We start from the raw sequence: 23,029 nt of genomic DNA, 5'->3' as shown, positions 1-23,029 counted from the left end.
TGCCCGCGCGGCGGGTGGCCGGGACGGCGTCAGTCCAGCTTCGCCCCGGTCATCCGCACCAGGCTGCCCCACCGCTTGATCTCCGACTCCACGAAGGCTCGGTAGCCGGGCGGCGGAAAATCAGGGAGCTGCATGCCATACTGCGTCAGTTGGGCGGCCACCGCCGGATCGGCCAACGCGCGAGTCAACGCCTTCGCGACGGCATCGACGATGTCCGCCGGCGTACCCGCGGGCGCCGACAGCCCATTCCAGGATCCCAGCACGAAGTCCTTGTAGCCGAGCTCCGCCATTGTGGGCACATCGGGCAGCGCCGACGACCGCCTGGCGCTGGTCACCCCCAGCGCACGAACCTTATTGGCGCGGATCTGCGGAATGGCCGTGGTGATATTGTCGAACTGGAATGCCGTTTCCCCTCCGAGCAGAGCCACGAGCGCGGGCGCATTGCCCTTGAACGGGATATGCAGGGTATTGATGCCGGTCAGGTGCCGGAAATACTCGCCGCAAAGATGCAGCGACGATCCATTCCCCCCGGAACCATAGGCCATCGGATTGGGGGTGGCCGAACGTTGCCGGGCTTCGGCCAGGAACTCCTGGAAATTCGTCGCCTTGACGGCGGGCCCGACCAGCAGCACGTTGGGCAGCGTGCCGATCAACCCGATGTGATCGAAGTCCTTTATCGGGTCGTAGGGCAGGCGCGCATACAGGCTTGGCGCGATGGCCTGCGACGCATTGTTGGACAGCAACAGCGTGTAGCCATCGGGCGGTGATTTGGCCGCGCGGTCGGAGCCTATCGTGCCGCCCGCGCCGGGCAGGTTCTGGACGTACAGGGACCCGCCCAGGAATTCGCTCATCTTCGCGGTCACCGCCCGAACGATCACATCGCTGGACCCGCCCGGCGGAAAAGGATTGATCACCTTCACCGGTTGGTCAGGATAGGCCTTCGCGCTGGCCATCCTGGCAAGCGCGGGCACCAGCACGGCGCCCGCCAGCGCCTGCATGGCGCGGCGACGGTTCACAGGGTTCATTCGTGTCTCCAACATTATGGTTTTTGCAAGGGCGGCCCTGTCGCGGCAACGCCGGCAGGCTCGCCGCCGAAAGCGGATTACCTATCGCGCAAACAACCTGCCGTAGCCGGGCTGCCGGTAGTCCACACCCGCCGTTCGCAGGGCATTCCACATCATGCAGCCCGCCGCCGACACGACGGGCTTCTTAAGGTCGTCCTCCAGTTGCTGGATGGCCGGCAAGGTGGGCATCCCGACCCCGCTGAGAAAAATCGCATCGACGTCTTCGCCATCGGCGCGTCGCGCCACGGTGTAGGCGCGCTCCGGCGTCTCGTCATAGACGTTCGGACAGTCCTGCAGATGCGCATACCGCACCACGGTAATTCCATGCCTTTCCAGGTGCGCCTTGCCTACCAGCGTGATCTCCTCCGAGTAAGGCGTGGCCAGCCCTATACGCTTCACGCCCAGCTCCCGCAGCGCCGCCAGCGAGCTGCCGAAGGCGGTGATGAACCGGCAGCCGGTCGCCTTTTCGACACGCGCGGTGATTTCCGCCTCGCGTTCCGCGCCTATGGTGTAGCTGGTGGCCGTGTGCGCCATGACGATGACGGCCGGGCGCACCATGGCGAGAAGCCGCGCGCATTCGTCCACGCTGGCCGCCTGGCGCCGGTTGCGTTCCTCCTGGCCCCATTGCGTACCCACGCCTTCCGATGCATCCATCCGCGTGAAATGGACGGACACCCCTGGCGGCGCCAGGCGCGGCATTTCGACCTCCACCGTCGGCGCGCCGGGCGGCACCATGAATCCGATCTTCGCTCTCCAGCCGTACATCTTCCTCTCCTTTAGATATGCGTTCGCGTACCCGTGGCCTACGGACCGGGTGGCCGTAGCAACGCGGTCAGATCATTGACGTCGCCGATGTGCTCGAGCTGGTTCACCATGTCGATGATCTGCTCGGCGCGGCCATGGCAGGCCGGCGCCGCGATGCGTCTGAACTTGATTTCTGTTTTCTCCATGGACGGCTTCATGGTCTCTCCCTCGGAACCCGTCATCCGCAGTCGGCGGCCATCCTTCGTGGCGATGTCGACAACCACTTCGTCCTCAAGCTGGCTGTCGCGCCCGAGTTCGATCCTGTCGGCAAGCGTCAGCACGCCCTCGTCCCGCAGGTTTTCGTAATAACCGTATTCGTCGATCGGCCTGCCCAGCAGCGCGGCGGCCACGCAAAATCGGGCGGAAATCCTCGCATGCAAGGCGCTGGCGTAGGGTGCGACGTTGGTGAACCCGGGATTGGTGAAGGTCGCATCCGACACCGTGATGCGCACGACATTGATGCCAGCCGGATCCAGGCGATGCCGTGCGGCAAGCGCCAATGCCAACGCCACGGGCGTCTGAACGAACATGCAGATCGGGTATTCCTTATATACCGTCTCGGTCATCAGCAGCCGTTCGCCCAAGCCAGCAACCGCCCGATGTGCGTCGTCCGCGGTATTGGCCATGGCCTCATAGAAACCGGCCTCGCCTTCGAACGCGAGCGGCGACGCGGTCGCCCCCGCGGCCCCCAGCATGGCGGCGCACGTGCCATTACGCGCCGCCATGCCCACGTTGAGCTTGACGTCCATCGTCCCCGTCAGGAAACCGGCGCCGAAGCCGCCCGCGAACACGCCAGCGCAGCCCAGCGCGTCCCGCGTCCGCCTTTCATCCAGGCCCATGGCTCGGGTAGCCGCGGCGGCGGCGCCTATGGCGCCCGCCACGCCGGTCGCGCGAAAGCGCGGCAACATGCCGGGACCGCCAACGTACGCACGCGCGACGATCTCGTAGCCGGCGACCAGTGCCGCCAGCAGGTAATGCCCGCCGCGATGGTGCATTTCGGCGAATGCGAGGGCGGCAGGCACCACGACAGCGCCGGGATGGGACTTGTACAGGACGTCATCCTGGGTCCTGCCGTTGATCAGGGTGGCGTTCACGAACGCGGCGTCGGGCATGGCATAGCCGCCAGCATGTCCGATGATGGTGGTGTGGCCGCCTCCCGGGGTCGCGAGCGCCATGGCCACCGTCGGCACCGGAAGCTGCGTGGCGGGGATGGAAGTGGCCAGGCAATCCAACAATCGTTCCTTGGCGAGTTCGACGATAGCAGCCGGCAAATCCTCGAAACGCAGGCCGCTTGAAAAGGCAGCCCAGCGGCCGCTGATGCTTTGCATGGAATCATTGCGCGTGATCGCCATCGTTGTCTCCGTTCTGTTGATCTTGTAGCCGCTAAGGTAGGAGAGCCTGATTCCGTTGACAATCCGACGGGACGCAAACTACCTTTTCGCTTTCTGAAAAGATAAAGGCCGCGCTTGGATACCATCGTCTGCATGCAGCTTTTCGCCCGGTCGGTGCAGTTGGGCAGCTTCTCGGCTGCCGCCCGACAGGCAGGGATAGCCCCAGCCAGTGTTTTCCGCGCGGTGAATGCATTGGAAGATTCGATAGGCGCCAAGCTTCTGAACCGCACCAGCAGGCGGTTGTCGCTCACGGAGGCGGGGGCGCTCTACTACGAGCGCCTGCAGTCCATCCTGAACGCGATGGATGATTTGAAAGCCGATATCGGCCAGTTGCAGGCGACGCCGAAAGGGACGCTGCGCGTCCTGTCGCGCGTCGCCTTCGGCAACAAACATCTCGCGCCCATCCTGCCGGAGTTCCTGCTCAGGCACGGTGGCTTGCGCGTCGACCTGCTACTGTCCGACCACCCCACGGATCTCGTGGCCGAGAAAATCGACGTCGCGATCCTCTGGGGCGACGTTACGAGTCCTTCACTGGTCAGGCGCAAGCTGGTTTCCAGCCCACGCACGGTCTGCGCCAGCCCGCGCTACCTGGACAAGTATGGCCGGCCGCAACGTCCCGCGGAGGTGGCGGCATACAACTGCCTGACCTTTCGCTCGGACGTCGCGCGACCCGCTTGGCGCTTCATCAAGGACGGTGAACTCATCGAAGTTGCGGTAACAGGAAGCTTGCGCTCCGACGGCAGCGAAGTGCTGCGTGAAGGCGCCTTGCGGCACCTGGGCATCGTCCTACTGCCGACCTGGATGGTCGGCCCAGACTTGGCCGCGGGGCGCCTGGTGCCGCTGCTCACGGATTACCAGGCCAGCGCCTTCGGGTTCGACGACGACGTGTGCATCGTGACGCACAAGGCTCGCCATCGTTCCCTGAAGGTGCAGCTATTCATCGAGTTCTGCCTGCAGCACTTCCGTGCGCGCACCGACTGGGCGTCGTTGAAGAACGATTGACGCCTCCCGCCGGCGGCGCCCGTCAAACCGCTCACGCTGCTTTGCCCCCTTGCGGCACCGGCGCATTCTGCTCGATCAGGCCTTGACGTTTCAGCTCGTCCCAGAAGGCGGCGGGAACGGTGTCCTTCATCGAGCTGGCGTTCGCCAGCGCCTGCGCCTCGGTGTGGGCGCCGACGATCAGGGCCAGGGCCACGTCGCGCGCGCAAGCGACGCCTATGGGCAGGGACACGCTCATATGCGCCAGGTTCGTACCGTTGCTCGCCGGGACGCTTATGCCAGCTACGACGATGGTGACGCCCGAAAAGATGGGATCTGGTATCTCTTTCTCCTCCTGAGCGCGCAGCGACCGTGACCTCTGTCGTTTGCACCGTTGCCGTCGACACTCCGCTGCGATATAGTCGTATGGTCGTACCATAATACTATACAGGAGACACCATGATTCGGCGGACAGTCTTAGGCGTCGCGCTCGCGGCCATTTGCGTCTGCGCTAGCGCGCAGGAGTACCCCACCCATCCCGTGACGATCATCGTCCCATTCGCCGCAGGCGGCGGCACGGACCAATCGGCCCGGCTCGCCGCGCAATTGCTCACCAAGTCCTTGCACCAGACCTTCGTCGTCGAGAACAAGGCGGGCGCCGGCGGCATGATAGGCCTGGGTCAGCTGGCGAGGGCCAAGCCGGACGGCTACACACTTGGATGGGCCGGCAATAGCCCGCTCACCATCGCGCCCTATCTGCAGAAAAATCCACCATACGACCCGGCGACGGCGTTCACGGCGGTGAGCCTGGCTGGCTTGTCCTCATCCGTCCTGCTCGCCCGCCCCGGGCTGGACGTGCACACCTTGCAGGCGCTCGTGGCGAAAGCCAAGGCGCAACCCGGCTCGATATCGTTCGGCACCAGCGGCATCGGCACGTCGACCCACCTGCTCGGGGAGCTGTTGAAGTCGGAGACACAGACCGATCTGCTTCACGTGCCGTACAAGAGCGACGCAGAATGCATTTCCGCCTTGCTGGGCGGTCAGGTCGACATAGCATGGGTGTCGTCGCAAATCGCTATCCCTCAGGTGAGCGGCGGCAAACTAATCGGCCTGGTGGTATCGGGTGACGGCCGGGAGCCCGCCATGTCCGGCGTGCCGACTGTGAAAGAAGCGGGCGTCCCAAACATGCAGGTGCCGATTTTCTTCGGCTTGGTGGGCCCGGCCAGGCTGCCGCATGACATCGTCGACAAGTTGGCCGCAGCGATGGCAAACGTGGCGCGCGATGAGGAGTATCGCAGGGCGCTGTCCGCCACGGGGCTGCACGCGGCCAGCTCGTCGCCGGCGCAGTTTTCGGCACTCCTCGAAAGCCATCGAACCCGTTGGTCGACCCTGATCAGGCAATTGAACATCAGCGGCCAGTAGAAGCCGTCCCTTCCGGCCGTGGCGGCCCGCCCGCCGCCGCTTCCCTCTTTGTTGAAATGGAGTTTCCCATGATCAAACATATCAGCCTGATCAACCGTCACCAGAACGAGTCCGTGGCGGATTTCCGCGCCTATTGGCTCAACGTGCACTCGCAACTGGTCAAGGGCGCATTGCCGGGGCTTCGCAAGTATGTCGCCAACTTTCCGGTCGACGTCTCGGACTCCGAACCGCTCGCCAGCGGCCGGCACCTGTCCTGCGACGCAATCGTCGAACTGCATTTCGACAGCCTGGACGCGTTGAAGGCGGCGATCCGTTCGCCGGACTGGCAAAGCGAAAAGCGCAAGGCCAGCAGCGCAAGGTTGATGGAGCTATCCCTCAATCAGTACATGATCGCGGAAGAAGTTTCGATATCCCTGGACGCATGACGGAAAAAGGCGGCTCGCACCACATGCGAGCCGCCGCGGGCACCGCCGGGCCGTTCATGCCAGGGCGCAAGCCATGCTTTGCGCCCCGTAGCCTTATTGGCTCAAATTCAACGTCTTTACGGTCTTCTCGTAGGTGGTCCGCTCTTCGTCCAGAAAGGTCTCGACCTTGCCGATGTCCGCATCGTCAGGCTTGACGTCAGCGCCGAACTCCTTCATCCGGTTGACGAAGGTAGGATCGTTCATCACGGCCTTGAGCGCCTGATTCAGGACGTCACGGTTCTGCGCCGGTATCTCGCGTGGCGCGAAAACGCCAAACCAGGCAGAGATATCAAAACCCGCGACGCCCTGCTCCTGCATGGTCGGGATGGAAGGAAAGTTCAACGATCGTTCCATGCTCAGCGTGGCCAGCGGACGTAGCCGTCCGTCAGCAATGGGACCCTTGCCGTCGATGCCGGCGATCGTGTACCACTGCACATCGCCGGCCGCCATTGCGATCAGGATGTCCGGCGTACCCTTGTACGGGATGTGCTGGAACTGCGTGCCGGCCCGCAGATTCACCGTTTCGCTCGCGACATGCGTGACTGAGCCGATGCCGGGCGAGGCGAAGTTGTCCTTCTTGGTAGTCTTGCCGGCGGCCACGAGATCACTCAGGCTCTTCCACGGCGAGCTGGATGGAACCACCAGCAGCAGCGGGGTGTGCGCGACGATCCCGATCGGCTCCAGATCCTCCATCTTGTAGCGGACCGCCTTGTTCACCAAGGGGATGAGCGTGATCGGGCCCGACACCGTGAACAGCAGGGTGTATCCCTCCGGATTGGCCCGCGCCACGTTCTGCACACCGAGCGCGCCGCCCGCGCCGGCCAGGTTCTCGACGATCACGGGTTGCCCGAGCTTGTCGCTCATGCCCCGGGCCACCATCCTGCCCAGGGTGTCCGTCGATCCGCCGGGGGGAAACGGAATGATGAAGCGGATGGGCTTGTCCGGAAAAGCGCCATGCGCGGCGCCCGCCACGCAGGCGGCCGCCGCGAACGTTGCCAGGGCCGCGACCAGTTTAGGAAATTTCATGTATGTCTCCCTACGGAATCTTTTATTGAAGGCGCCCGGGGCCCAGGCGAGCCCGCGCAGCCTGCTATCACGCCGCACCGACGGCCGACGAACGGACCATTTCTTCGTGTGTCAGCACATGGGAAAGCGCATAGAAGTCGAAAATCACCCCCACTCGCGCGCCGTGCGATACGAGGCTTTCCTCGCCGAGCAAGCCGCGACCCAACTCCCGCAGCATGGCCTCGTCCCATCCTTCCACCAGCAGGATCCAATCCGATTCGACGGACCCCGCGCCGTGCGCGCAGATGCGCTCCTCTTCGGTCATAGGCCTTTCGATCGACCGGTCGCGGACCAGGAAATGCGCCCCAACGCGGCCGTCACGGGATGCAAAATCGCCCGACACCGTCTCCATCAACCAGGCTTTCAGGGCATCTTCGCGCCTGGCGGCCGGCGAGAAACGCACCGTCATGGCTCGTGAGCCAGTGCCCAATCCCGAACTGGCCACCACTTCGCACAGCGTGCGGCCGGCATAGTCGGCCAGCGGCCGGAATTTCTGGGTCCAGGGCGTGGGGGTGTTCAGTTTGTCGATGTATTCGCCCTGGACCGTGACGGACTTGTCGGCCACTTCGTACAGCGCAAAGGCCGAAGGGGAGCCTTCATCCAGTGCGTTCAGGCGACGTCCGCGCAGAAAACCCTTAGTGCTCACACGTTCGAGCAGGTGTTCATAGGAATGGAACCTGCAGTGCTCCTCACGGTATTCACGCGGGTAATTGCTATAGATCACGACGGCTGTCTTTCCGAGCAATGCCAATTTCCTTCTCCTTGTTGTCAGATGCGGTCAACGCACGTATACCAGCTGTTCCGAATTTTAATGTAGTATGGTCCAACCATACAAATGAGATCCTGGACGACTGGGGAGCAGCATGCGACTTAATCATGTAAGCGCGATCGTGACCGGCGCGGCGGGTGGTATCGGGCGGGCCGTCGTGCGCGCACTGTTGGAAAGCGGCGCCAAGGTGCTCGCCACCGACATCGACGATGCCCGGCTTCAGGGCTTGAAGGATTCCCTGGCGCCAGATCATCATGCCCGCCTCAGACTGATGCGCGCGGACCTGGGCGACGCCGGCTCTCCGCCCCGCTTGCTCGACGGCGCGGAGCAGGCGTTCGGCCAGGCCAACGCGGTCGTCAATAGCTCCGGGCTCGGGCGCGCCATTTACACCAGGGATCTGCTGACGGATCCCCCACCCGTCTGGGATATCGATTTTTCCGCCTGGCATAGCATGTTCGACGCCAATACGATGAGCCCCATCCGCCTGATCAATGCCGCGGTCCGGCGCTTCCGCGCCGGCGAATGGGGTCGGGTCATTACCATTACCACCAGCCTGGACCACATGCTCGCCAACGGTTCCGGACCGTACGGACCATCGAAGGCCGCCCTGGAAGCGTACACGTCGATTCTCGCACGCGAATTGAGCGGTTCCGGGATTACCGCGAACGTCCTGGTGCCAGGAGGCACGGTCGATACGCCAATGGTGCCGGACATTCCGAACCTGTCGCGCGAATCCCTCCTGTCGCCCGATGTCATGATTCCCCCCCTGCAGTGGCTGCTGTCCCGGGACGCCGATGGCGTGACCTGCAGGCGCATCCGCGCGAATCTCTGGGACACCGCGCTGCCGCCGGAAGCGGCCTACCAGGCGGCGTCCGCGCCGGCGGGGTGGTGGGACCTGGCAGCGGGACAACAACGACGCCCCCGAATGCCGGCGACTTAGTAAGGACGGGGCGCGACGGCTTCGCGCTCGCGCACGGTCACGGCCATTTCCCCGACCTGGTCGATCGCGATCCGGACCGTATCGCCGCTCGCCATCGGCCCCACGCCTTCCGGGGTACCGCTTGCGATCACATCGCCCGGCCGCAGCGTCAACACCGACGAAATCATCTCGATCAACTCGGGAATGCCGACAATCAGATCCGAGGTATTCGCATCCTGGCGCAGCTCATCGTTCACCCAGAGGCGATTCCGCAGCGTTCCAGATTCCGGAATCTCGTCCGCCGTCACCAGGTAGGGGCCCAGGGGCGTAAAGGTATCGAAGGACTTGCGCATCGTGCGCTCTTCTTCGCCCGAACCCTTTTCGATACGCATCGTTCCGTCGATCAGGCAGGCATACCCGAACACATAGTCGAGTGCGTTGGCGCGCGGGACGTCGCGGGCCGTCCTGCCGATGATGACCGCCAGTTCGGACTCGTGATCGAAGCGCCTGTTGGAGCCCTTCGGCAACCAGACGGTGCCGCCTGCGCCCACCACGCTGGCCGGCGCCTTCAGAAAGAACCCCTGCTCCCGTGCACTACGCCCGCCGGTCGTGACCGAACGGTCGCCCAGTTCGCCGATGTGCTTGCGGTAGTTGGCCGGCGCCGCGAAGATGTGCGGCGGCGCGGGATTCGCGGCCAGAAGCCGCACGTCGCCGAGTCGGTGCAAGGGCGCGCCGGCAACGGCTGCTTCGAGCTTGGGTCTGTATTCAGCCCAGTTCTCGATGAGCCAATTGATGCGTTGCCCGGGCAATCGCGCGAGAAACTCTGGCAATGCGCCGGTGACGTCCGCGATGCCGGCGTCGGTGACGATCCCGACCTGGAAATCGTTGAAGGAAGCGATCTTCATGTATCAGTTGCTCTTGGAGACGGAAACAGGTTCGTCCGCGATTTCTTCGCGGTAGTAACCGAGCTTTTGCATGACCGGGAAGTCATTGACCTGGAACAGCAGCGCATCGCTGCCGCCGAGATTGGCGTGCGAGTGCCACGCCCAGGGATTGATCGTCAGGAAGTCGCCCGCCCGCCAGTCGTACGCGACGCCTTCCACGACGGTCCTGCCAGCACCCTCGACGACGTAATAGAGCTTGCTCCCCGTATGCCGGCGTGCGACGCCCTGGAAACCGGCGCGCAGCCGTTGCAGCCGCATGTCCATGGTCTGCATGGCTGGACCGCCAGTGACGGGATTGCGGTATTCCTGGATCAGGTCGTCGGCGGGATCGCTCCCCAGGACGGCGATGCGGTCCAGCGATTCGAGCGCCAACGCGCGCGGATACACCAGCAGCGGATTCGCCGTCGCTCCCGTCGGGACGACCGCGGGCGGCATCATCAGGGCGTTACCGAACAGGCGTTCCGACCTGTCCGGCACGGGCAGCACTGCCTGCTGTTCCGAAGCATGCGGTTCGAAGAAACTGGCATGCAACATCTGCATGACGGCCACGTCCAGGATGTCCAGCCATACAATCGGCTGGTCTCCATGGTATTCATGGTCGTGCCAACACATCGACGGCGTCAGAACGAGATCGCCTTCGTTCATCACATAGCGTTCGCCGTCGACGGTGGTCGTGGCGCCACCGCCCTTCATGATGAACCGGAACGCATTCGCCGTATGCCGATGCGCGGCGGCGATTTCACCGGGCAGGATCACCTGGATCGACGCCCAGAACGTATGTGTCGTGCCATAGGGCAGCCCCGGATTCGCCAGCCGCAGCGTGCGGCGCTGGCCGCCCGAACCGATGTCGAGTTCGGATCCCAGGCGCTGAAGCAATGGTTGCAGGTCGGCCCAGCGCCAATGCACGGTCTGGGTGCTCGACTTCGGTTCGCGCGTGAATACGGGCGGGTCATCCGGCTGGTGGACCTTGCAATTGAATTTCGCCAGCTCGGCCTTCAGATTCTGACGCGCCCGCGCGTCCTGCATGCTTGTCTCTTCACTCATTCCATCGCTCCATCTCCGGGCTGTCCTGTCCAGCTCCCGCTCCAGCCTGTCGAACTGAAAATCCATGCGCCATAATACATCATAAGGTTGTACCTTATGCTTGGTATAATCTCTCATGGTTGCAGCCTGCGACTTGTGCTACTAGTGGCATTCCTCTATCGAAATCGCTTTGGAACCCTGGACGATGAGTAAAGCAATGAAGGCGGCGCGTCAGGCGCCCGCCGTGGCTGAAGAGGCGAGCGGGCCTTCCTTCGCCCCGATAAAGACCAAGCGCGCCTTCGAACAGGTCTGCGACCAGATCCGCCGCGAGATCGCCATGGGCAGGCTGAAGCCCGGAGATCGCCTGCCACCGGAACGCGAATTCGGCGAGCAGCTCGGGGTCAGCCGCACCGCGGTCCGCGAAGCCTTGCGCAGCCTGGAAAACGCCGGGTTGGTGTATTGCCAGCAGGGCATGGGCGGCGGGGCATTCATCTGCCAACGCGACTCCGGCATCGTGACGCAGGCCGTCAGCGATATGGTGATGCTTGGGCAGGTGCCCTGGGGCGACGTCACCGAGGCGCGAATCATGTTGACCGAACAAGCGATCCGGCTGGCTTGCGAGCGGGGAACGGAAGAAGACTTTCTCGCGCTGGAGCAGGACATCGATCACATCGAGGAACTGACCGCGCGCGGCGACTTCAGCCGGCGCACCAGCTACATCACCGAGTTCTACCGGCTGCTGGCCTTGGCCACCCACAATCTGGTTCTGCTCATGCTGCTGGAGTCGCTGTCGGAACTCAGCCGCGCGCTGCTGGCCAAGGTCGATCCGGTGCCTAAAAGCGACGTCATTGCCGTCCGGCGCCTGGTGGTCAAGCATATCCGCGCACGCAATGCCGACGCCGCCGTCGCCGCGATGGGCGCGCACCTGCGCCGACTGGACCAGTATCTGCGCAGCGAGTCGAAGAAGGAGTCGCCCCGGCGCGCGCGTGTGCGCTAGGCGAAGCCTACCAAGCGGCCGGCTAGGCCGGCGCGCCCAGCATTTCGGTCAGTTGCCTGACGTCCGGCAAGTCCTCGATATGCAGTATCTGATCGACGATACGATCCAACTGGGCCGACCAGGCGCCGGATCCGGGCGCGGCGCTCGCCGCCAAGCGGCGGAATTTCTCCACCACATCGTGTTCGCCGTAGGCCTGCGCGTCGTCCCACGCGTCGCCCAATGCATAGTCGCTGGACGCCTCGAATAGCGTGCCGCGCGCGTACACCCGCGCGCGAGAAGGCACCTTGAGTTCGTTCTTCTCCAGCCCCCAGTTGGCCGGGTCATAGCCGCGCTCGTCATCGCCTACGACGACCTTGCCGCGGATCGCCCGCGCCGCCGCGCCGCTCATGCTGCTTGCGCTGAACCACTCGGGGCCGGCGGGCACGCGCAGCACGACCATGGCCGCCGCATGGGCGAAGCTGAATCCCGCCGCAACCAGATTGGGCGGATCCTGGTTGGAATAAAAGCAGGGATACGGAATCATGGGAAACGAATCCAGTTCGATGCGCTCGATTTCTTCCGCCTGCAGCCGATGAGTGCGGACCAGGAACTCGAACGCGGTCAGCGCATAATGGATCCAACGGCAGCATGGCCAGAACTTGATGGAGGTTTGCGGCAGGTACCACTCAGCGCCGCGCCCGCGCAGCATCGCGTCGGGAGACAGGATCGCGCCCTAGAAGACCTGCCCATAGCTATTCGAATCGAAGATATCCCGGATGCCGCGCACGCCCTCGCGCGCATTCCAGCCGGTATCCGCGTACTTGAGCGTGCCCAGCATGGTGTCCCGCCCCCATTGCCTGGACCAGTCGCGTCCCACCATATATTGCGCGCAATTGCCAAAGGCATCGGCGAGCGGCTCCGTCGACAGGCCGTTCAGGCGTGCCGCCGCGGCGCACGCCGCATGCACGCCCTGCCCCGGCCCTACGAGCCCGGTCCACCCCCGGGTCCGGCCCTTCTCGTCGACCGTCACGCGCGGCGACAGGTAGTTCCCCAGGCGCACGCCGACCTCGAAGCCCATGATGAATGCGCCGAGCAGGTCTCTGCCGGTGCGTCCCTGCTCCTCGCACAATGCCAGCGCGGCGCCCAGGGTCGCCTGGGCGTGATGTCCCTGCACCTTGTAGCACTCATCCATATCGAGCACATTGCCGAGCCGGCCGTTCGCCCAGGCCGCCATCGACACGCTTGTCTTCTGGCCCGTGCCGAGTACCGTGGCGACCCCGGGACCGCTTTGCCGGACGATGCGGCGCAAAGCTTCGCCCGGCGGCGTGTCGACCGCGCCTATCGCGCAACCGACGGTATCCAGCAAGAGGTATTTCGCGGCCTCGACCAGGCTCGGGGGGAAATCCTCATACCTGTTCCCAAGCCCGAATTCCGCGAGTTGTTTTGTTATCACGTGCAAGTCTCCACCGGTTCATGCGCCATCGATTGTTAACGGCCGCACACGCCGCGCATCAGGGCGAGGGGATATGCCGCCAAGGTCTGGGCCCGCCAGGCGACGTGGCCGTCCGGCCGCACCAGGACCAGCGGTTCCTGATAGGCCGTCAGAACGCCTTCTTCATTCATCTCGTACACGGCGAGCGGTACGCCAGCTTCGTGCGCCGCCTGGGCTATCCTGGCGGCATCATCGCGCCGGTGTGAAGCGGCCATCAGCACGAATCCCTTGCCGAACAAATCCAGGGTGGAAACGCCTTCCGCAAGCCACGCATGCGGCGCCCTGCATCCCGGCCGGGTCGTCGGCCGATAGTTCACCGCGTCGAGAAATTCCCGCTCCACCTGCTCCGGCGTTTCCAGTTCGTTGTAGACGATGACGGGGGAATCCATATAGCGATTGCCCAGATGCATATTCTTGGAGAACCACTCCTTGCGCAGGCCGTCGCCCAATCCCTTGCCGACGGCCGCCCGCGCCGCGTCGCCTTCGGGACCGTCCGCGAACACCATGGCGGTATGCGGCACCTTCTGCATGACCTCCAGGTTGCTGGTAGAAAATCGCGTTATCCTGTGCGCCACTGGCCGGCGCTCGATCTCGTAGGATGCCAGCAGCGCCTCGCCGCCCCAGCCTTCCAGGCAGCCGGCCAATTTCCACGAGAGGTCGACGGCATCGCCGATGCCGGTATTCATGCCCAGGCCGCCGGTCGGCGACGTCAGGTGGCAAGCATCGCCGCAGATGAAAACCCGGCCGCGCCGATAGCTGTCGGCGACCTGCTCGATGCGGGTCCACCGCAGGACGCTCAGCAGCTCCATGTCGAAGGGCTTGCCCACGGCCCGGTAGGCAAACTGCTTGAGCTGGTCGTCCGTATAGTTGTGCCGTTCGGTGGCGTTGCCGATTATGGACATGCGCCACTGGTCGTTGCCATTGATCGCGACGATGGTCGCCCACACGCCGGATTCCCCCACGAACATGTAGCGATAGCCCGGCGCCTTGTCATGAAGACCATTGAAATCCGCGCACCTGAAGATGACGTTGGTGGTGTGGGTCAGGACGCCCTTGCCCTGCATGCCTATGCCCAATCGTTCGCGCACCGTGCTGCGGCCGCCGTCGCAGCCGACCAGATACTTGCTCCGGTATTCCCTGACCTGGTCCGTGCCCAGGTCCTGCACTTCGGACGTCACGCCATCCGCATCCTGCCGAAAGGAGAGCAGGCGGTGTCCATACCGCAGCTCGACGCCGGGCTGCGACGCGGCGAAGCGCTGCAGGATCGGGTCGAACATATTCTGCGGGCACCGCTCGCGTTTCTGCGGGCTTTCCGGCGGAGCCTGGTCATCCGCCATCGAAGGCATGGGCTGCCTGCCCAGTTCGTAGCCGTCCAGCGTCGTCAGGTAGACATTGTCCTGGGGGTATCGGCGGTTGTAGGCGCTGGACTCGACGTCCTTCACGATCCCCCAACGGCGGCAGAACTCCATGGTCCGTATACCGACGCCATCCATTTTCGCCTGGCCGATCCTGCCGTCGCCCTGCTCCAGCAGCACTGCCCGGCGCCCGCGCCAGCCGATATCTCCCGCCAACGACAGACCGACCGGGCCGCCTCCGACGACGAGAACTTCCGTTTCGATGATGTTCATCCGTCTATCCTTACGCCGTGCCCGCGCCGACGGCCTGGTCTTTGCGCTGTTGTGCGATATGTTGGCCCGCGCGCATCCCGGTGGTCGCCGCCTTGGCCAGTCCTCCCAGATAGCCGACGCTGCGGCCGCCTTCCAACCCGCCCGTCGATCCGCCCGCCGCGTACAGTCCGGGGAATGCCGAGCCATCGCCGCGCAGGGCGCGTCCCCATTCGTCGATCGCGATGCCGCCCATGGTGTAGGTAATGCCCGCGCAAACGGGCACCGCATAGAAGGGCCCGGTGCTGATCGGGTATGGGCGGTAGGCGCGCGGATTGCGGGGCGGGTCGAGCGATTCCAGGCTGCCCGATTCTATGGCAGCGTTGTAGCCAGCCACCGTCTCCATCAACGCATCCGCCGGCAAGCCGAGCCGCTGCGCGAGCTCGCCTAGCGTCGCAGTCTTGATGACGGTCCCGCCGCAGTTCTCCATATGCGGATTCGGCGGCAGGAAACGGGAAGAGCCCGGGCCATCCCATAGCGGTTGATCGAATATCACCGTCGTCGACAGCGGGTCCTGCATGGCCGCGATCCCGTTGGCGATATACACCCCACCGCGACCTTCGTCCAGGAAGCGCTTGCCCTGGCCGTCCACCACGATCGCCGACGTGGCCACATTGTCCATCCAGGGAAGCGGCCACAACTTGTCGTTGGTCAACGCGTCCCGGTTCATGACATGGCCATAGAAGCCGACCAGCTCCGTAAGCCGGGCACCGGCGGCCCTGGCCATGCGCAGTCCGTCGCCATGGCCGGACTTGGCGTTACGCTGCAACAGCTTTTCAGGTGCTGGGGAAATACCCTCTCGCAGTATGGCCGGGTCGCACTGATAGCCGCCATCGGCGATCACGACAGCGGTCGCCCGAACCTGGAATTCTTCATCTCCACGGCTGCCTCGCAGGCCGACGCACCGGCCTCCATCGACGACGAGCTCGGTGGCCCGATGGCCGCGCAGGATGGCACCGCCGAACTTCGCCAGCTCAGCGGCCAGCGTGCGCAACAGCACGTCGCCGCCGCGCCCTTTCCACTCGGACCCGACCCGTTGCAGCGAGGGCGGCGACAGCACGAAATTGTGGTGCGCTTCCGCACCGCCCTTGATGAAGCGAATACCGTGCGACTGCAGCCACCTGACCGCGCGCTTGGTGTCGACGGCCATGGCACGTGCCAAGGCCGGATTCACGCTGCCTTCGGTCGCCCCCATGATCTTCTGTTCGAGCAGGCTCTCGTCGGACAGGATGTCCGTGAGGCAGATATGAAAGGCTCCGCCCGTCATCCGCGAGTTGCACAGATAGTCCTCTGCTTCATTGCGTTCCAGCACGACCGTTTTCAGGCCGCTTTCCGCCGCCATCAGCGCCGCGGACAAACCCGCCAGCCCGCCGCCTACCACGCATACGTCACTTTCTATCATTTTGACCACCCTCTTCTTATCATGCAGCTTGATACCCGGTCCGTACGCGCACGCACGGGTCGTACAACGCCTATCGAGGCATCAAGGTCTCGGCAACCAGCTCGACGACCTCGACCAGTACGCGGATCACGAAATACGTCGCCGCCGCGAGAATTGCCGAGATGACGTACCCGTCCACCAGTCCTGTGCGAAAAGCCACCCACCAGCCAATGAGCAGCACGCCCAGGGTGGCCAGCAGGACGACGATGTGCTTCTGTCGTATCAGTGCGCGTATCAGCGGAAACGGGACGCTGGCTTGGGACTCGGTCGTTGCCGGATCTTGGTACACGGTGCCTCCTAATCGGTTATCTGATGTGCCCGGCCGAACCCTAGCCGCGCCTTTTTAATTATAGGTGCTATGGTCATACCTTTAGGTTGGTGTTACCTACACTGGCCTGGGACGGAAGTTTGTGTTATTCGAACCCGCGGCCGTCGCGGGCCGCTTGCTCAATCGCGTGCGACCCGTGGAAATGCACGCACGATCCAGCCGGTGTCCTCTGCCGCCGCCAAGCCCTTCAGGCGCTCGGCATAGGTCCCCACGTCGAAGCGCGGAAAGACCGGCGCACATAGCCGATGCAGTTTCCGCCACACCTCTTCGGGCGTGATGGGGTTCCGCGGCGACCCCTTCGGCGTCTGGTTCTCCCTCTGCGCGAGCAGCCTGCCGTCGTGGTCGAAAAGCTCGACCCTGGATTGGTGATAGTGGCTGTATTCCGGCGCCTCGCGCAGTTCTATTCCCGGCATCAGCGCGCTGACGCGACCCGTCAGAAAGCGCTGGTAATCGTCGCTGTGGACGGGCTGAATGACGTCGTCGCCCAGCAATGCCAGGGCAAGACAGTACTGGCTGTGAAAGCGCGCTTCGTTGGCGGTCGCGGGGGGCCTGGATTTCGACACCGCGGGAATGATGTAGGACGCCATGTGCACCTGTATCCTCGCGACCCGGTCGACAAGAAGGCCTTCCTGCCGTAACGCGATGAGCGAATCGATCGCGGAATGCATATAGCCGCAGCATGCGTGCAATTTGCGCCTGGCCGACTCCAGATACCACCTGTCCTTGCGGGTCAGCGGCTTGGTGTCGTAGGAAAGGGCGACGGTTCGCAGATAGCCCATGGGCCCCTCCAGGATCCGCACAGGTCCGGTGATGCCGTGCAGCGCCTGCAGGGCGCCCGCCGTGCCGGCCGCCGCCGGCATGGAGCCGAACAACAGGGGTTTCGCGCTGCCGCCATCGCCGAAGATCACTTCCGCGGGACACCAGCCGGCCTGGGCGAAGGCGTTCGCCATGGCATGCAAGGTATGCGTGGCGTCCATCCCCAACAGCTTCGCGCACGCCGCCGCCGCGCCGGCCGAGCCCGCCGGCCCAACCGAAACCATTCCTACCTCGGTATAGGGTTTCATCGTCGGGTAGAACGCGGAATAGATACGGGACGTGACCTCGATGCCCGTGACCAGAGCGGAGATCAACGCTCGCCCGCTGGCACCCACCGATTCGGCCATTGCAAGGACGGCGGCCACATTGCCTATGCCCGAATGGCCGCACGTCAGGTCGTTGAGCTCGTGGATATCGCCCATATAGGCATTGACGCGCGCGGCCCCTTCGGCCGGCAAGTCCACCGCGCTGCCGATCACGCCGATGTTTCCAGCCCCCGCGCGTTGCCGCTCCGACCGTATCAGCGCCTCGGCTTCCGGCGCGTGCGCGCCGCTCGTCATGCAGGCGACGGTATCCGCCACAGTAAGGACAGCCTGCTCGACCACGGGCTGCGGAATCTGCTCGTAATCGATGCCGTGAGCGTAATCCGCCAGTTCTTCCAGCAACGCGCGGGTCATCCGTGTCTGCCATTGTGTATAGGACCTATGGTTATACCAAATACGATAATACGCAAGTGGTAACTGCGTGTCGGGAATTCCCTAGCCGCTTTCACCTATAGGTAAAATGGTATGATGTTATTGCCTTACTCAAGGATCGCTCATAGACGATCCTCAATCCATTGGAGACACGATGAGATCCCGACATTTACTCAAGTCGCTGTGCCTGGGCTTGGCGATGATTTCGACCGCTTTCACATCCGTGGCCTCAGCCGCGTTCCCGGACAAGCCGATAAAAATCGTCCTGCCCTTCCCGCCAGGGGGTTCCACGGACATCGTCGGCCGTTTGCTGGCCAAACAGATGAGTGAGCGATTGCATCAGTCGGTCATCGTGGAGAACATGCCCGGCGCGGCGGGAACGATAGGCGTACAGAACGTCGTCCGTTCGCCGCCCGAAGGGTATACCCTGGTCTTCACAATCTCGGGCCCCATCACGCTACTGCCGCAGGTCAACAAGAATGTCCGGTACACGATGGACGATCTGCAGCCTGTGGGCATCGTCTTGAAGACCCCATTCCTGCTCGTCGTCCCAGCCGCTTCGCCGTTCAAAACCTTGGGGGACCTGCTCGCAGCGGGCAAGGGCAGCCAGAAGACAGTACCGGCTTTCGGCTCGTCTGGCGTAGGGGCGATATCGCATGTGGCCAGCGAGATGGTAAACATCAAGGCGGGCACCCGGTTCCTGAACATCCCGTACAAGGGAACCGCCGAGACCCTTCAAGCCCTGTATTCCGGCGACGTGCAGTGGGCGCTCATCACCGGCGTCGACGGCAAAGGGCCCATCGGCGATGGACGCCTGCGGCCGCTTGCGTCCTTGAGCCAGGCGCGCTCGCCGACCTACCCGGCCATTCCGACGATGCAGGAACTGGGTGTACCAGGCATGAATATCGATACCTGGTACGGTCTTTTCGCGCCCCGGAATATCCCGCCCGCGAATCTCGAGCTGCTCAGCCAAACGCTGACCGCCATAATCAACCATAAGACGTTCGCGGCGGCTATCGTGCATCTGGGTGGAGATGTACCGTCAACAGACCCATCGCCCAACGCAACCAAATCCATGCTCGCCAAGGAGCACGACCAGTATGCCGCCACTGTCAAATCCCTCAATCTGACGCTCGAGTGACGGCGGGCGTCACCTCCAGCCGAGACGGCCTTTGAGGCCGTATCCGTGAAAAGGCTGGTGGTCGCCTATCTCGCGCCGCAACGGGTCGAGCGGGCTCAAGCATGCATGCGGTTGCAGGGAACTGAAATCCCTGCCCAATTCAGGATTCCTAGGCTTCCCGGTCGCGGTAGGGACGGGGATCACTCCCCGCCCCCTCGCACAGATCCGTACGAGCGGCACTACCGCATACGGCTCCTGCCTCGAGTCATAACGCAAAGCGTTGATGCGGGCACGGAGCGCTCTACCAGCCGTCCGAATCGCGACCAAGGCATACGTCCATGCTGACCACGTCGCCGCAGCATGTGCAGCCATGCCCGTGACACATCTTAGCGGAAGCTGCCCAGGCGGCCCACATTGCCGGGGACAGCGAGGTAGTTGAAGTAGACCTGAACCACGCGCCGCAGCCAGCGACCGACTACGGGGATCGCTTCGTGCATACGGCGCATTAGCGCCTGTCAAATCGCCCTGAGGCGGGCACGCATTCGCTTCGCCGAGGTCAGCCGCTTCAGTTGGAACCACCCGTTCAACCGGGACTTCCCACAGATGTGGCTGAACCCCAAGAAGTTGTCCGCACCGTACACGCGATGGTTCTCCTGCCAGACCCGATGGATTTGTGGCTTCAGATGTTCGTCACGCCGAGCACGGTCGCTGCGCCGCGACGGTTCGCGCAGCCGCGCGGCGTGGCGCCGATAGGCCGACGAGGCAACCTGCAACACCTTGCAGATCGCCTCGACCCCGTAGACACCCGGTGCCGGTCGATGTAGGTGTTTACGACTCAGCTTGCGGTCGAGCTCCGCCTGCGCGAAAAAAGCGCTGGCCGTGCGCAGGATGTCGTTGGCACGGCGAAGCTCGCAGTTCTCCCGCTCCAGCTCCTTGATCCGTTCGCGCTCGCTGGTGGTCATGCCTTCGCGCTGCCCGCTGTCGACTTCATGCCGCTCGACCCAGGTCAACAGCGTCTGAGCCGAGCAGCCGATCTTGGGCGCGATCGACTCGACCGCCATTCACAACATGGATACTCGCTGCGAGACTCCTGCACCAGGCGCACTGCGCGCTCGCGCACTTCAGGGGAAAACTTGTTCGCGTTGTTCTTGCTCATGGCTCACATTCTCTCAAGAGTTGGAGCCTCCGCGAAACTGAACTGACCCCCAAGAGTTGGACGTTGAATCGTTAGTTTTTTCCCGCCCGCATTCGATATGCCGCGGGACTTAGTCCACCAAGTTTCGATTTGATGCGGTGCCGGTTGTAGTAGTCAATGTAGCCCTTCAGTCCTGCCTTCAATGCGTCGACGTCTTCGAACTCGGTGAGATGGAAGTACTCGGCCTTCAGCGTGCCAAAGAAGCTGTACTTGTTCAGCGTTTCAAACTGTCACGATTGAGCCTCGCGCCGACAAATCGAAGTGAAGATCTCCCAAGTTGGCGATCCAGACAATTAGGCTGCGGTTTTCAAGACGAAAGGGTTTCACACAGCCTCGGTCGAAAGCGGCCTTTCACAATCGTCTGTTTTCGTCTCCATGCTGTCCCGCGCATGTCCCGTCTACTTCGCACCGGTGTCCCGCCCTGTCCCCGCTATGTCCCGGCGGCTTCAGAAGATGCAGTACGACCGCTGTATTTTCGCGTCTTGCACGTCAAGTGTATACGCACTGGCGGCCCGGAAAACCCTATGCGGCGCGGGCAGCCTGCCTATACGGTGTTTTTTTGTCTGACGGAGACGGTAAATCGATCGACAAGAAAGCCTATCAAAATCAGAGACATACTGAACCCGCCAGGGTGCGTCATGTGTGAGGCCCTTAAGGGGGGCGGCGATGGCCACGTCGACGGCGACCTTAAGGGCCTGGTGAACGTCCGGGGGACGTTCACAGCGTCATCAGGACGGCCCCGCCGGCGAAGCCGGTGGGGTTGGCCGCCACAACCCACACTGCCCTTTCATCCCAAAGCAAAGGCCGCCCAAAAGGCGGCCTTTGCTTTGGTGCAGGTTTATCTGCGCAGGGGCACATAAAAGGCGATCAGCTCATCTGGTGAGACTTCAGCCAGTCCTTCAACGCATTGTTCATACGGGTCTGCCACCCCTGGCCAGTTGCCTTGAACGCCGCCAAGACCTCTTCATCCAGGCGGATGGTCGTAGCGGACTTACGCACGGCGGCGGTACTACCGACGGGCCGACCACGCCGCCGCACGATCTCATCAGGCGTATGCACTCGGGCATATTGACCGTCAACAGCCTGCTTGGCGCTACGCAACAGGGCTGCTTCAAACTCGGCCATCTCGGCATCTGGTTTCTTAGGCATCAAAGCACTCCTTGAGTTTGGCGAGAAACGACGCGGGCAGGTTATCGAACTTGGCTTTGGCGTACACGATCAGCAGCACCACTTCGCCGCTGGCCAGCCGAAGGTAATAGATCACGCGGGCGCCGCCTCGCTTCCCCATACCGGCGCGGGACCACCGCACCTTTCTGCACCCGCCCGAGCCAGGGATAACATCCCCGGCTTCAGGGTTCGCCGCGATCCAGTCTACGAATGCCTCCCGTTCGGAGTCGCTCCACACCTTCGCGGCCCAGGTGGTGAATTCATCGGTTTCGATAACGGTTAGCATGAATTAATTGTACTAACACTTTATTGGTAGGGCAAGGTGCTTTTTTAGACGGTCGGCCTGGGATGCCCCGACCGGCTCCGCGCGTTTACTGCATTGCGTCGTCCGCGCCTTCTGGCTCGGGATCGGTCAGCAGAGACGCGCCACGCATCAGCTCAGGCACCCATCCCTTGCCGTCGAGCAGCCGCTCGGCAGCGGCAGCGGCTTCCCCCTTCTTCATCGCCAGCAGCGGCTTGGCTTCACCATCGCCCACCACCTCGGCCACGACGGCGGCGATGCGGTCCTTGGACACATGGCTCAGATACGTCTGTGCCGTGGGCGACCACCACTTGGCCATGTCCAGGCCGACCACACCCGCAAGACGGTCCAGGTGTCGGGTATCGGGCGATTGGTTGTAGCCTCGAACGCGATAGACGGTCGCGGCCAGCAACGCGGCCAACAGGCCGAGGTTGTCCGCCTGCGCACGTTCCAGCAACCAGGGCAATACCGCGTCCCGGTCGCCGGGCACGTCCCGCGTGTGCAGCTCCATTTCCTTTTGGACCGCCTGCCAGGCCGTTGCGCTTTCCATGGCGGCATCGGTGCGCTGCTGCGTAGGCTGAACCGTCAAGGGCGTGTTCGGCAGGCGCTTACCCGCCGCCAGCAGCGCGGGCACGTGGTCCGCCATCGCGTGCCGCAACCGGGCCGCGCGGTGCAGGTAATCCGGCAACGCGGCGATCTCGCCGGGATAGAGCGCTGCCAGCCAGGCATCCTCGCTGATCAGCACCGTATGCGGTTGTCCGGCCAGATGCGCGGCCAGCGTGGACTTGCCCGAGCCGATCTTGCCGCACAGCAGGTGCAGCATGGGCGTGGGAAACGAGGTTGACGATGGCATGGTCATCTCCGATGAGTGGGGAAAAACGCCCTCGGAGATGGAAAAACCCGCCTCGTCGGGCGGGTTTGTGCTGGCAATACGGACGCGCGCTAACCCACCAGCGATGGTTGGGTTCGAATAATTCGGGCGATGCGCGCG

23 protein-coding genes, 2 pseudogenes and 1 other annotated feature are annotated in these 23,029 nt (G+C 63.5%); of the genes and pseudogenes, 6 read left to right on the top strand and 19 right to left on the bottom strand.

The window, feature by feature from the left end; genetic code table 11:
• Positions 1–29: 29 nt before the first annotated feature.
• From A6745_RS25590 to A6745_RS25580, 3 genes are all read right to left on the bottom strand, one after another.
• Positions 30–998: a Bug family tripartite tricarboxylate transporter substrate binding protein gene (locus A6745_RS25590; protein ID WP_197488234.1), complete on the bottom strand. Its 969-nt coding sequence runs from the start codon at positions 996–998 to the stop codon at positions 30–32.
• Between the two features lie 108 nt (positions 999–1,106).
• On the bottom strand, positions 1,107–1,799 hold the full coding sequence (locus tag A6745_RS25585) for a maleate cis-trans isomerase family protein (RefSeq protein WP_156513548.1): 693 nt from the start codon (positions 1,797–1,799) through the stop codon (positions 1,107–1,109).
• Positions 1,800–1,867: 68 nt separating this feature from the next.
• On the bottom strand, positions 1,868–3,220 hold the full coding sequence (locus A6745_RS25580) for an MmgE/PrpD family protein (RefSeq protein WP_066133778.1): 1,353 nt from the start codon (positions 3,218–3,220) through the stop codon (positions 1,868–1,870).
• Between the two features lie 114 nt (positions 3,221–3,334).
• Here A6745_RS25580 and A6745_RS25575 point away from each other — a divergent pair, with 114 nt between their 5' ends.
• Positions 3,335–4,261 (top strand): LysR family transcriptional regulator, encoded by a 927-nt coding sequence (locus tag A6745_RS25575; protein ID WP_066133775.1) that lies wholly within the window; start codon positions 3,335–3,337, stop codon positions 4,259–4,261.
• A gap of 31 nt (positions 4,262–4,292) precedes the next feature.
• Here the strand turns inward: A6745_RS25575 and A6745_RS25570 are convergent, their stop codons facing one another.
• Positions 4,293–4,490, bottom strand: a complete 198-nt coding sequence (locus A6745_RS25570; RefSeq protein WP_156513547.1) for a hypothetical protein — start codon at positions 4,488–4,490, stop codon at positions 4,293–4,295.
• A 287-nt stretch (positions 4,491–4,777) separates the two neighbouring features.
• Here A6745_RS25570 and A6745_RS25565 point away from each other — a divergent pair, with 287 nt between their 5' ends.
• Both A6745_RS25565 and A6745_RS25560 read left to right on the top strand, forming a co-directional pair.
• Complete coding sequence (locus A6745_RS25565; protein WP_197488233.1) at positions 4,778–5,659, top strand: Bug family tripartite tricarboxylate transporter substrate binding protein; 882 nt, start codon at positions 4,778–4,780, stop codon at positions 5,657–5,659.
• On the top strand, positions 5,617–6,084 hold the full coding sequence (locus A6745_RS25560) for an EthD domain-containing protein (protein ID WP_156513546.1): 468 nt from the start codon (positions 5,617–5,619) through the stop codon (positions 6,082–6,084). Before A6745_RS25565 ends, A6745_RS25560 begins: the two co-directional genes overlap by 43 nt.
• Positions 6,085–6,177: 93 nt before the next feature.
• On the opposite strand, the gene A6745_RS25555 is transcribed toward A6745_RS25560, so the two are convergent.
• Together A6745_RS25555 and A6745_RS25550 are read right to left on the bottom strand one after the other, a co-directional pair.
• Positions 6,178–7,149 carry a tripartite tricarboxylate transporter substrate binding protein gene (locus A6745_RS25555; RefSeq protein WP_066133762.1) on the bottom strand — a complete coding sequence of 324 codons (972 nt, stop codon included), beginning with the start codon at positions 7,147–7,149 and terminating at the stop codon, positions 6,178–6,180.
• 67 nt (positions 7,150–7,216) lie between these two features.
• Entirely contained in the window at positions 7,217–7,939 is a 723-nt protein-coding gene (locus A6745_RS25550) for a hypothetical protein (RefSeq protein ID WP_156513545.1), read from the bottom strand.
• A 112-nt stretch (positions 7,940–8,051) separates the two neighbouring features.
• On the opposite strand from A6745_RS25550, the gene A6745_RS25545 reads away from it, so the two are divergent.
• Positions 8,052–8,897, top strand: coding sequence for an SDR family NAD(P)-dependent oxidoreductase (locus A6745_RS25545; protein ID WP_066133756.1), 846 nt, complete (start codon positions 8,052–8,054; stop codon positions 8,895–8,897).
• Here the strand turns inward: A6745_RS25545 and A6745_RS25540 are convergent.
• The gene (locus A6745_RS25540) at positions 8,894–9,781 is read right to left on the bottom strand and encodes a fumarylacetoacetate hydrolase family protein (RefSeq protein WP_066133753.1); all 888 of its coding nucleotides are present in this window, start codon (positions 9,779–9,781) and stop codon (positions 8,894–8,896) included. The two genes, A6745_RS25545 and A6745_RS25540, sit on opposite strands and share 4 nt — an antisense overlap.
• A gap of 3 nt (positions 9,782–9,784) precedes the next feature.
• A complete protein-coding gene (locus tag A6745_RS25535; RefSeq protein WP_197488232.1) occupies positions 9,785–10,981 on the bottom strand; it encodes a cupin domain-containing protein in 1,197 nt (398 codons plus the stop codon).
• A gap of 79 nt (positions 10,982–11,060) precedes the next feature.
• Here A6745_RS25535 and A6745_RS25530 point away from each other — a divergent pair, with 79 nt between their 5' ends.
• Complete coding sequence (locus tag A6745_RS25530) at positions 11,061–11,840, top strand: FadR/GntR family transcriptional regulator (protein WP_066133747.1); 780 nt, start codon at positions 11,061–11,063, stop codon at positions 11,838–11,840.
• 22 nt (positions 11,841–11,862) lie between these two features.
• Here the strand turns inward: A6745_RS25530 and A6745_RS25525 are convergent, their stop codons facing one another.
• The 6 genes from A6745_RS25525 to A6745_RS25500 all read right to left on the bottom strand — a co-directional run bounded on the left by A6745_RS25525 (position 11,863) and on the right by A6745_RS25500 (position 18,237).
• Complete coding sequence (locus tag A6745_RS25525) at positions 11,863–12,528, bottom strand: MmgE/PrpD family protein (RefSeq protein ID WP_066133744.1); 666 nt, start codon at positions 12,526–12,528, stop codon at positions 11,863–11,865.
• A 24-nt stretch (positions 12,529–12,552) separates the two neighbouring features.
• Positions 12,553–13,272, bottom strand: coding sequence for an MmgE/PrpD family protein (locus tag A6745_RS25520; protein WP_066133741.1), 720 nt, complete (start codon positions 13,270–13,272; stop codon positions 12,553–12,555).
• A gap of 35 nt (positions 13,273–13,307) precedes the next feature.
• On the bottom strand, positions 13,308–14,939 hold the full coding sequence (locus tag A6745_RS25515; RefSeq protein WP_066133740.1) for an FAD-dependent monooxygenase: 1,632 nt from the start codon (positions 14,937–14,939) through the stop codon (positions 13,308–13,310).
• A gap of 10 nt (positions 14,940–14,949) precedes the next feature.
• Positions 14,950–16,386: an FAD-dependent oxidoreductase gene (locus A6745_RS25510; protein WP_269148923.1), complete on the bottom strand. Its 1,437-nt coding sequence runs from the start codon at positions 16,384–16,386 to the stop codon at positions 14,950–14,952.
• A gap of 61 nt (positions 16,387–16,447) precedes the next feature.
• Positions 16,448–16,705 (bottom strand): hypothetical protein, encoded by a 258-nt coding sequence (locus A6745_RS25505; protein WP_066133736.1) that lies wholly within the window; start codon positions 16,703–16,705, stop codon positions 16,448–16,450.
• A gap of 158 nt (positions 16,706–16,863) precedes the next feature.
• Positions 16,864–18,237, bottom strand: coding sequence for an MmgE/PrpD family protein (locus tag A6745_RS25500; RefSeq protein ID WP_066133733.1), 1,374 nt, complete (start codon positions 18,235–18,237; stop codon positions 16,864–16,866).
• 172 nt (positions 18,238–18,409) lie between these two features.
• Here A6745_RS25500 and A6745_RS25495 point away from each other — a divergent pair, with 172 nt between their 5' ends.
• Positions 18,410–19,396: a Bug family tripartite tricarboxylate transporter substrate binding protein gene (locus A6745_RS25495; RefSeq protein WP_066133728.1), complete on the top strand. Its 987-nt coding sequence runs from the start codon at positions 18,410–18,412 to the stop codon at positions 19,394–19,396.
• Between the two features lie 605 nt (positions 19,397–20,001).
• Here the strand turns inward: A6745_RS25495 and A6745_RS28445 are convergent.
• From A6745_RS28445 to A6745_RS29730, 5 genes and pseudogenes are all read right to left on the bottom strand, one after another.
• Positions 20,002–20,531 (bottom strand): annotated as a pseudogene (locus A6745_RS28445) (transposase); the annotation flags it as partial.
• Positions 20,134–20,248: a sequence feature (AL1L pseudoknot), on the bottom strand. It overlaps the preceding pseudogene by 115 nt.
• 71 nt (positions 20,532–20,602) lie before the next feature.
• Positions 20,603–20,776, bottom strand: a pseudogene (locus tag A6745_RS28440) (IS3 family transposase); the annotation flags it as partial.
• A 661-nt stretch (positions 20,777–21,437) separates the two neighbouring features.
• On the bottom strand, positions 21,438–21,719 hold the full coding sequence (locus tag A6745_RS25485) for a BrnA antitoxin family protein (RefSeq protein WP_066133725.1): 282 nt from the start codon (positions 21,717–21,719) through the stop codon (positions 21,438–21,440).
• Entirely contained in the window at positions 21,712–22,023 is a 312-nt protein-coding gene (locus A6745_RS25480; protein WP_066133723.1) for a transcriptional regulator, read from the bottom strand. The genes A6745_RS25485 and A6745_RS25480 overlap by 8 nt, the downstream gene beginning before the upstream one ends.
• Before the next feature lie 85 nt (positions 22,024–22,108).
• The gene (locus tag A6745_RS29730) at positions 22,109–22,891 is read right to left on the bottom strand and encodes an AAA family ATPase (RefSeq protein ID WP_156513542.1); all 783 of its coding nucleotides are present in this window, start codon (positions 22,889–22,891) and stop codon (positions 22,109–22,111) included.
• Positions 22,892–23,029 lie beyond the last annotated feature (138 nt).

It is taken from the genome of Bordetella ansorpii, from assembly GCF_900078705.1.
In the GTDB taxonomy this organism is placed as follows: Bacteria; Pseudomonadota; Gammaproteobacteria; order Burkholderiales; family Burkholderiaceae_B; genus Bordetella; species Bordetella ansorpii_A.
This window is presented reverse-complemented; position numbering and strand designations above follow the sequence as displayed.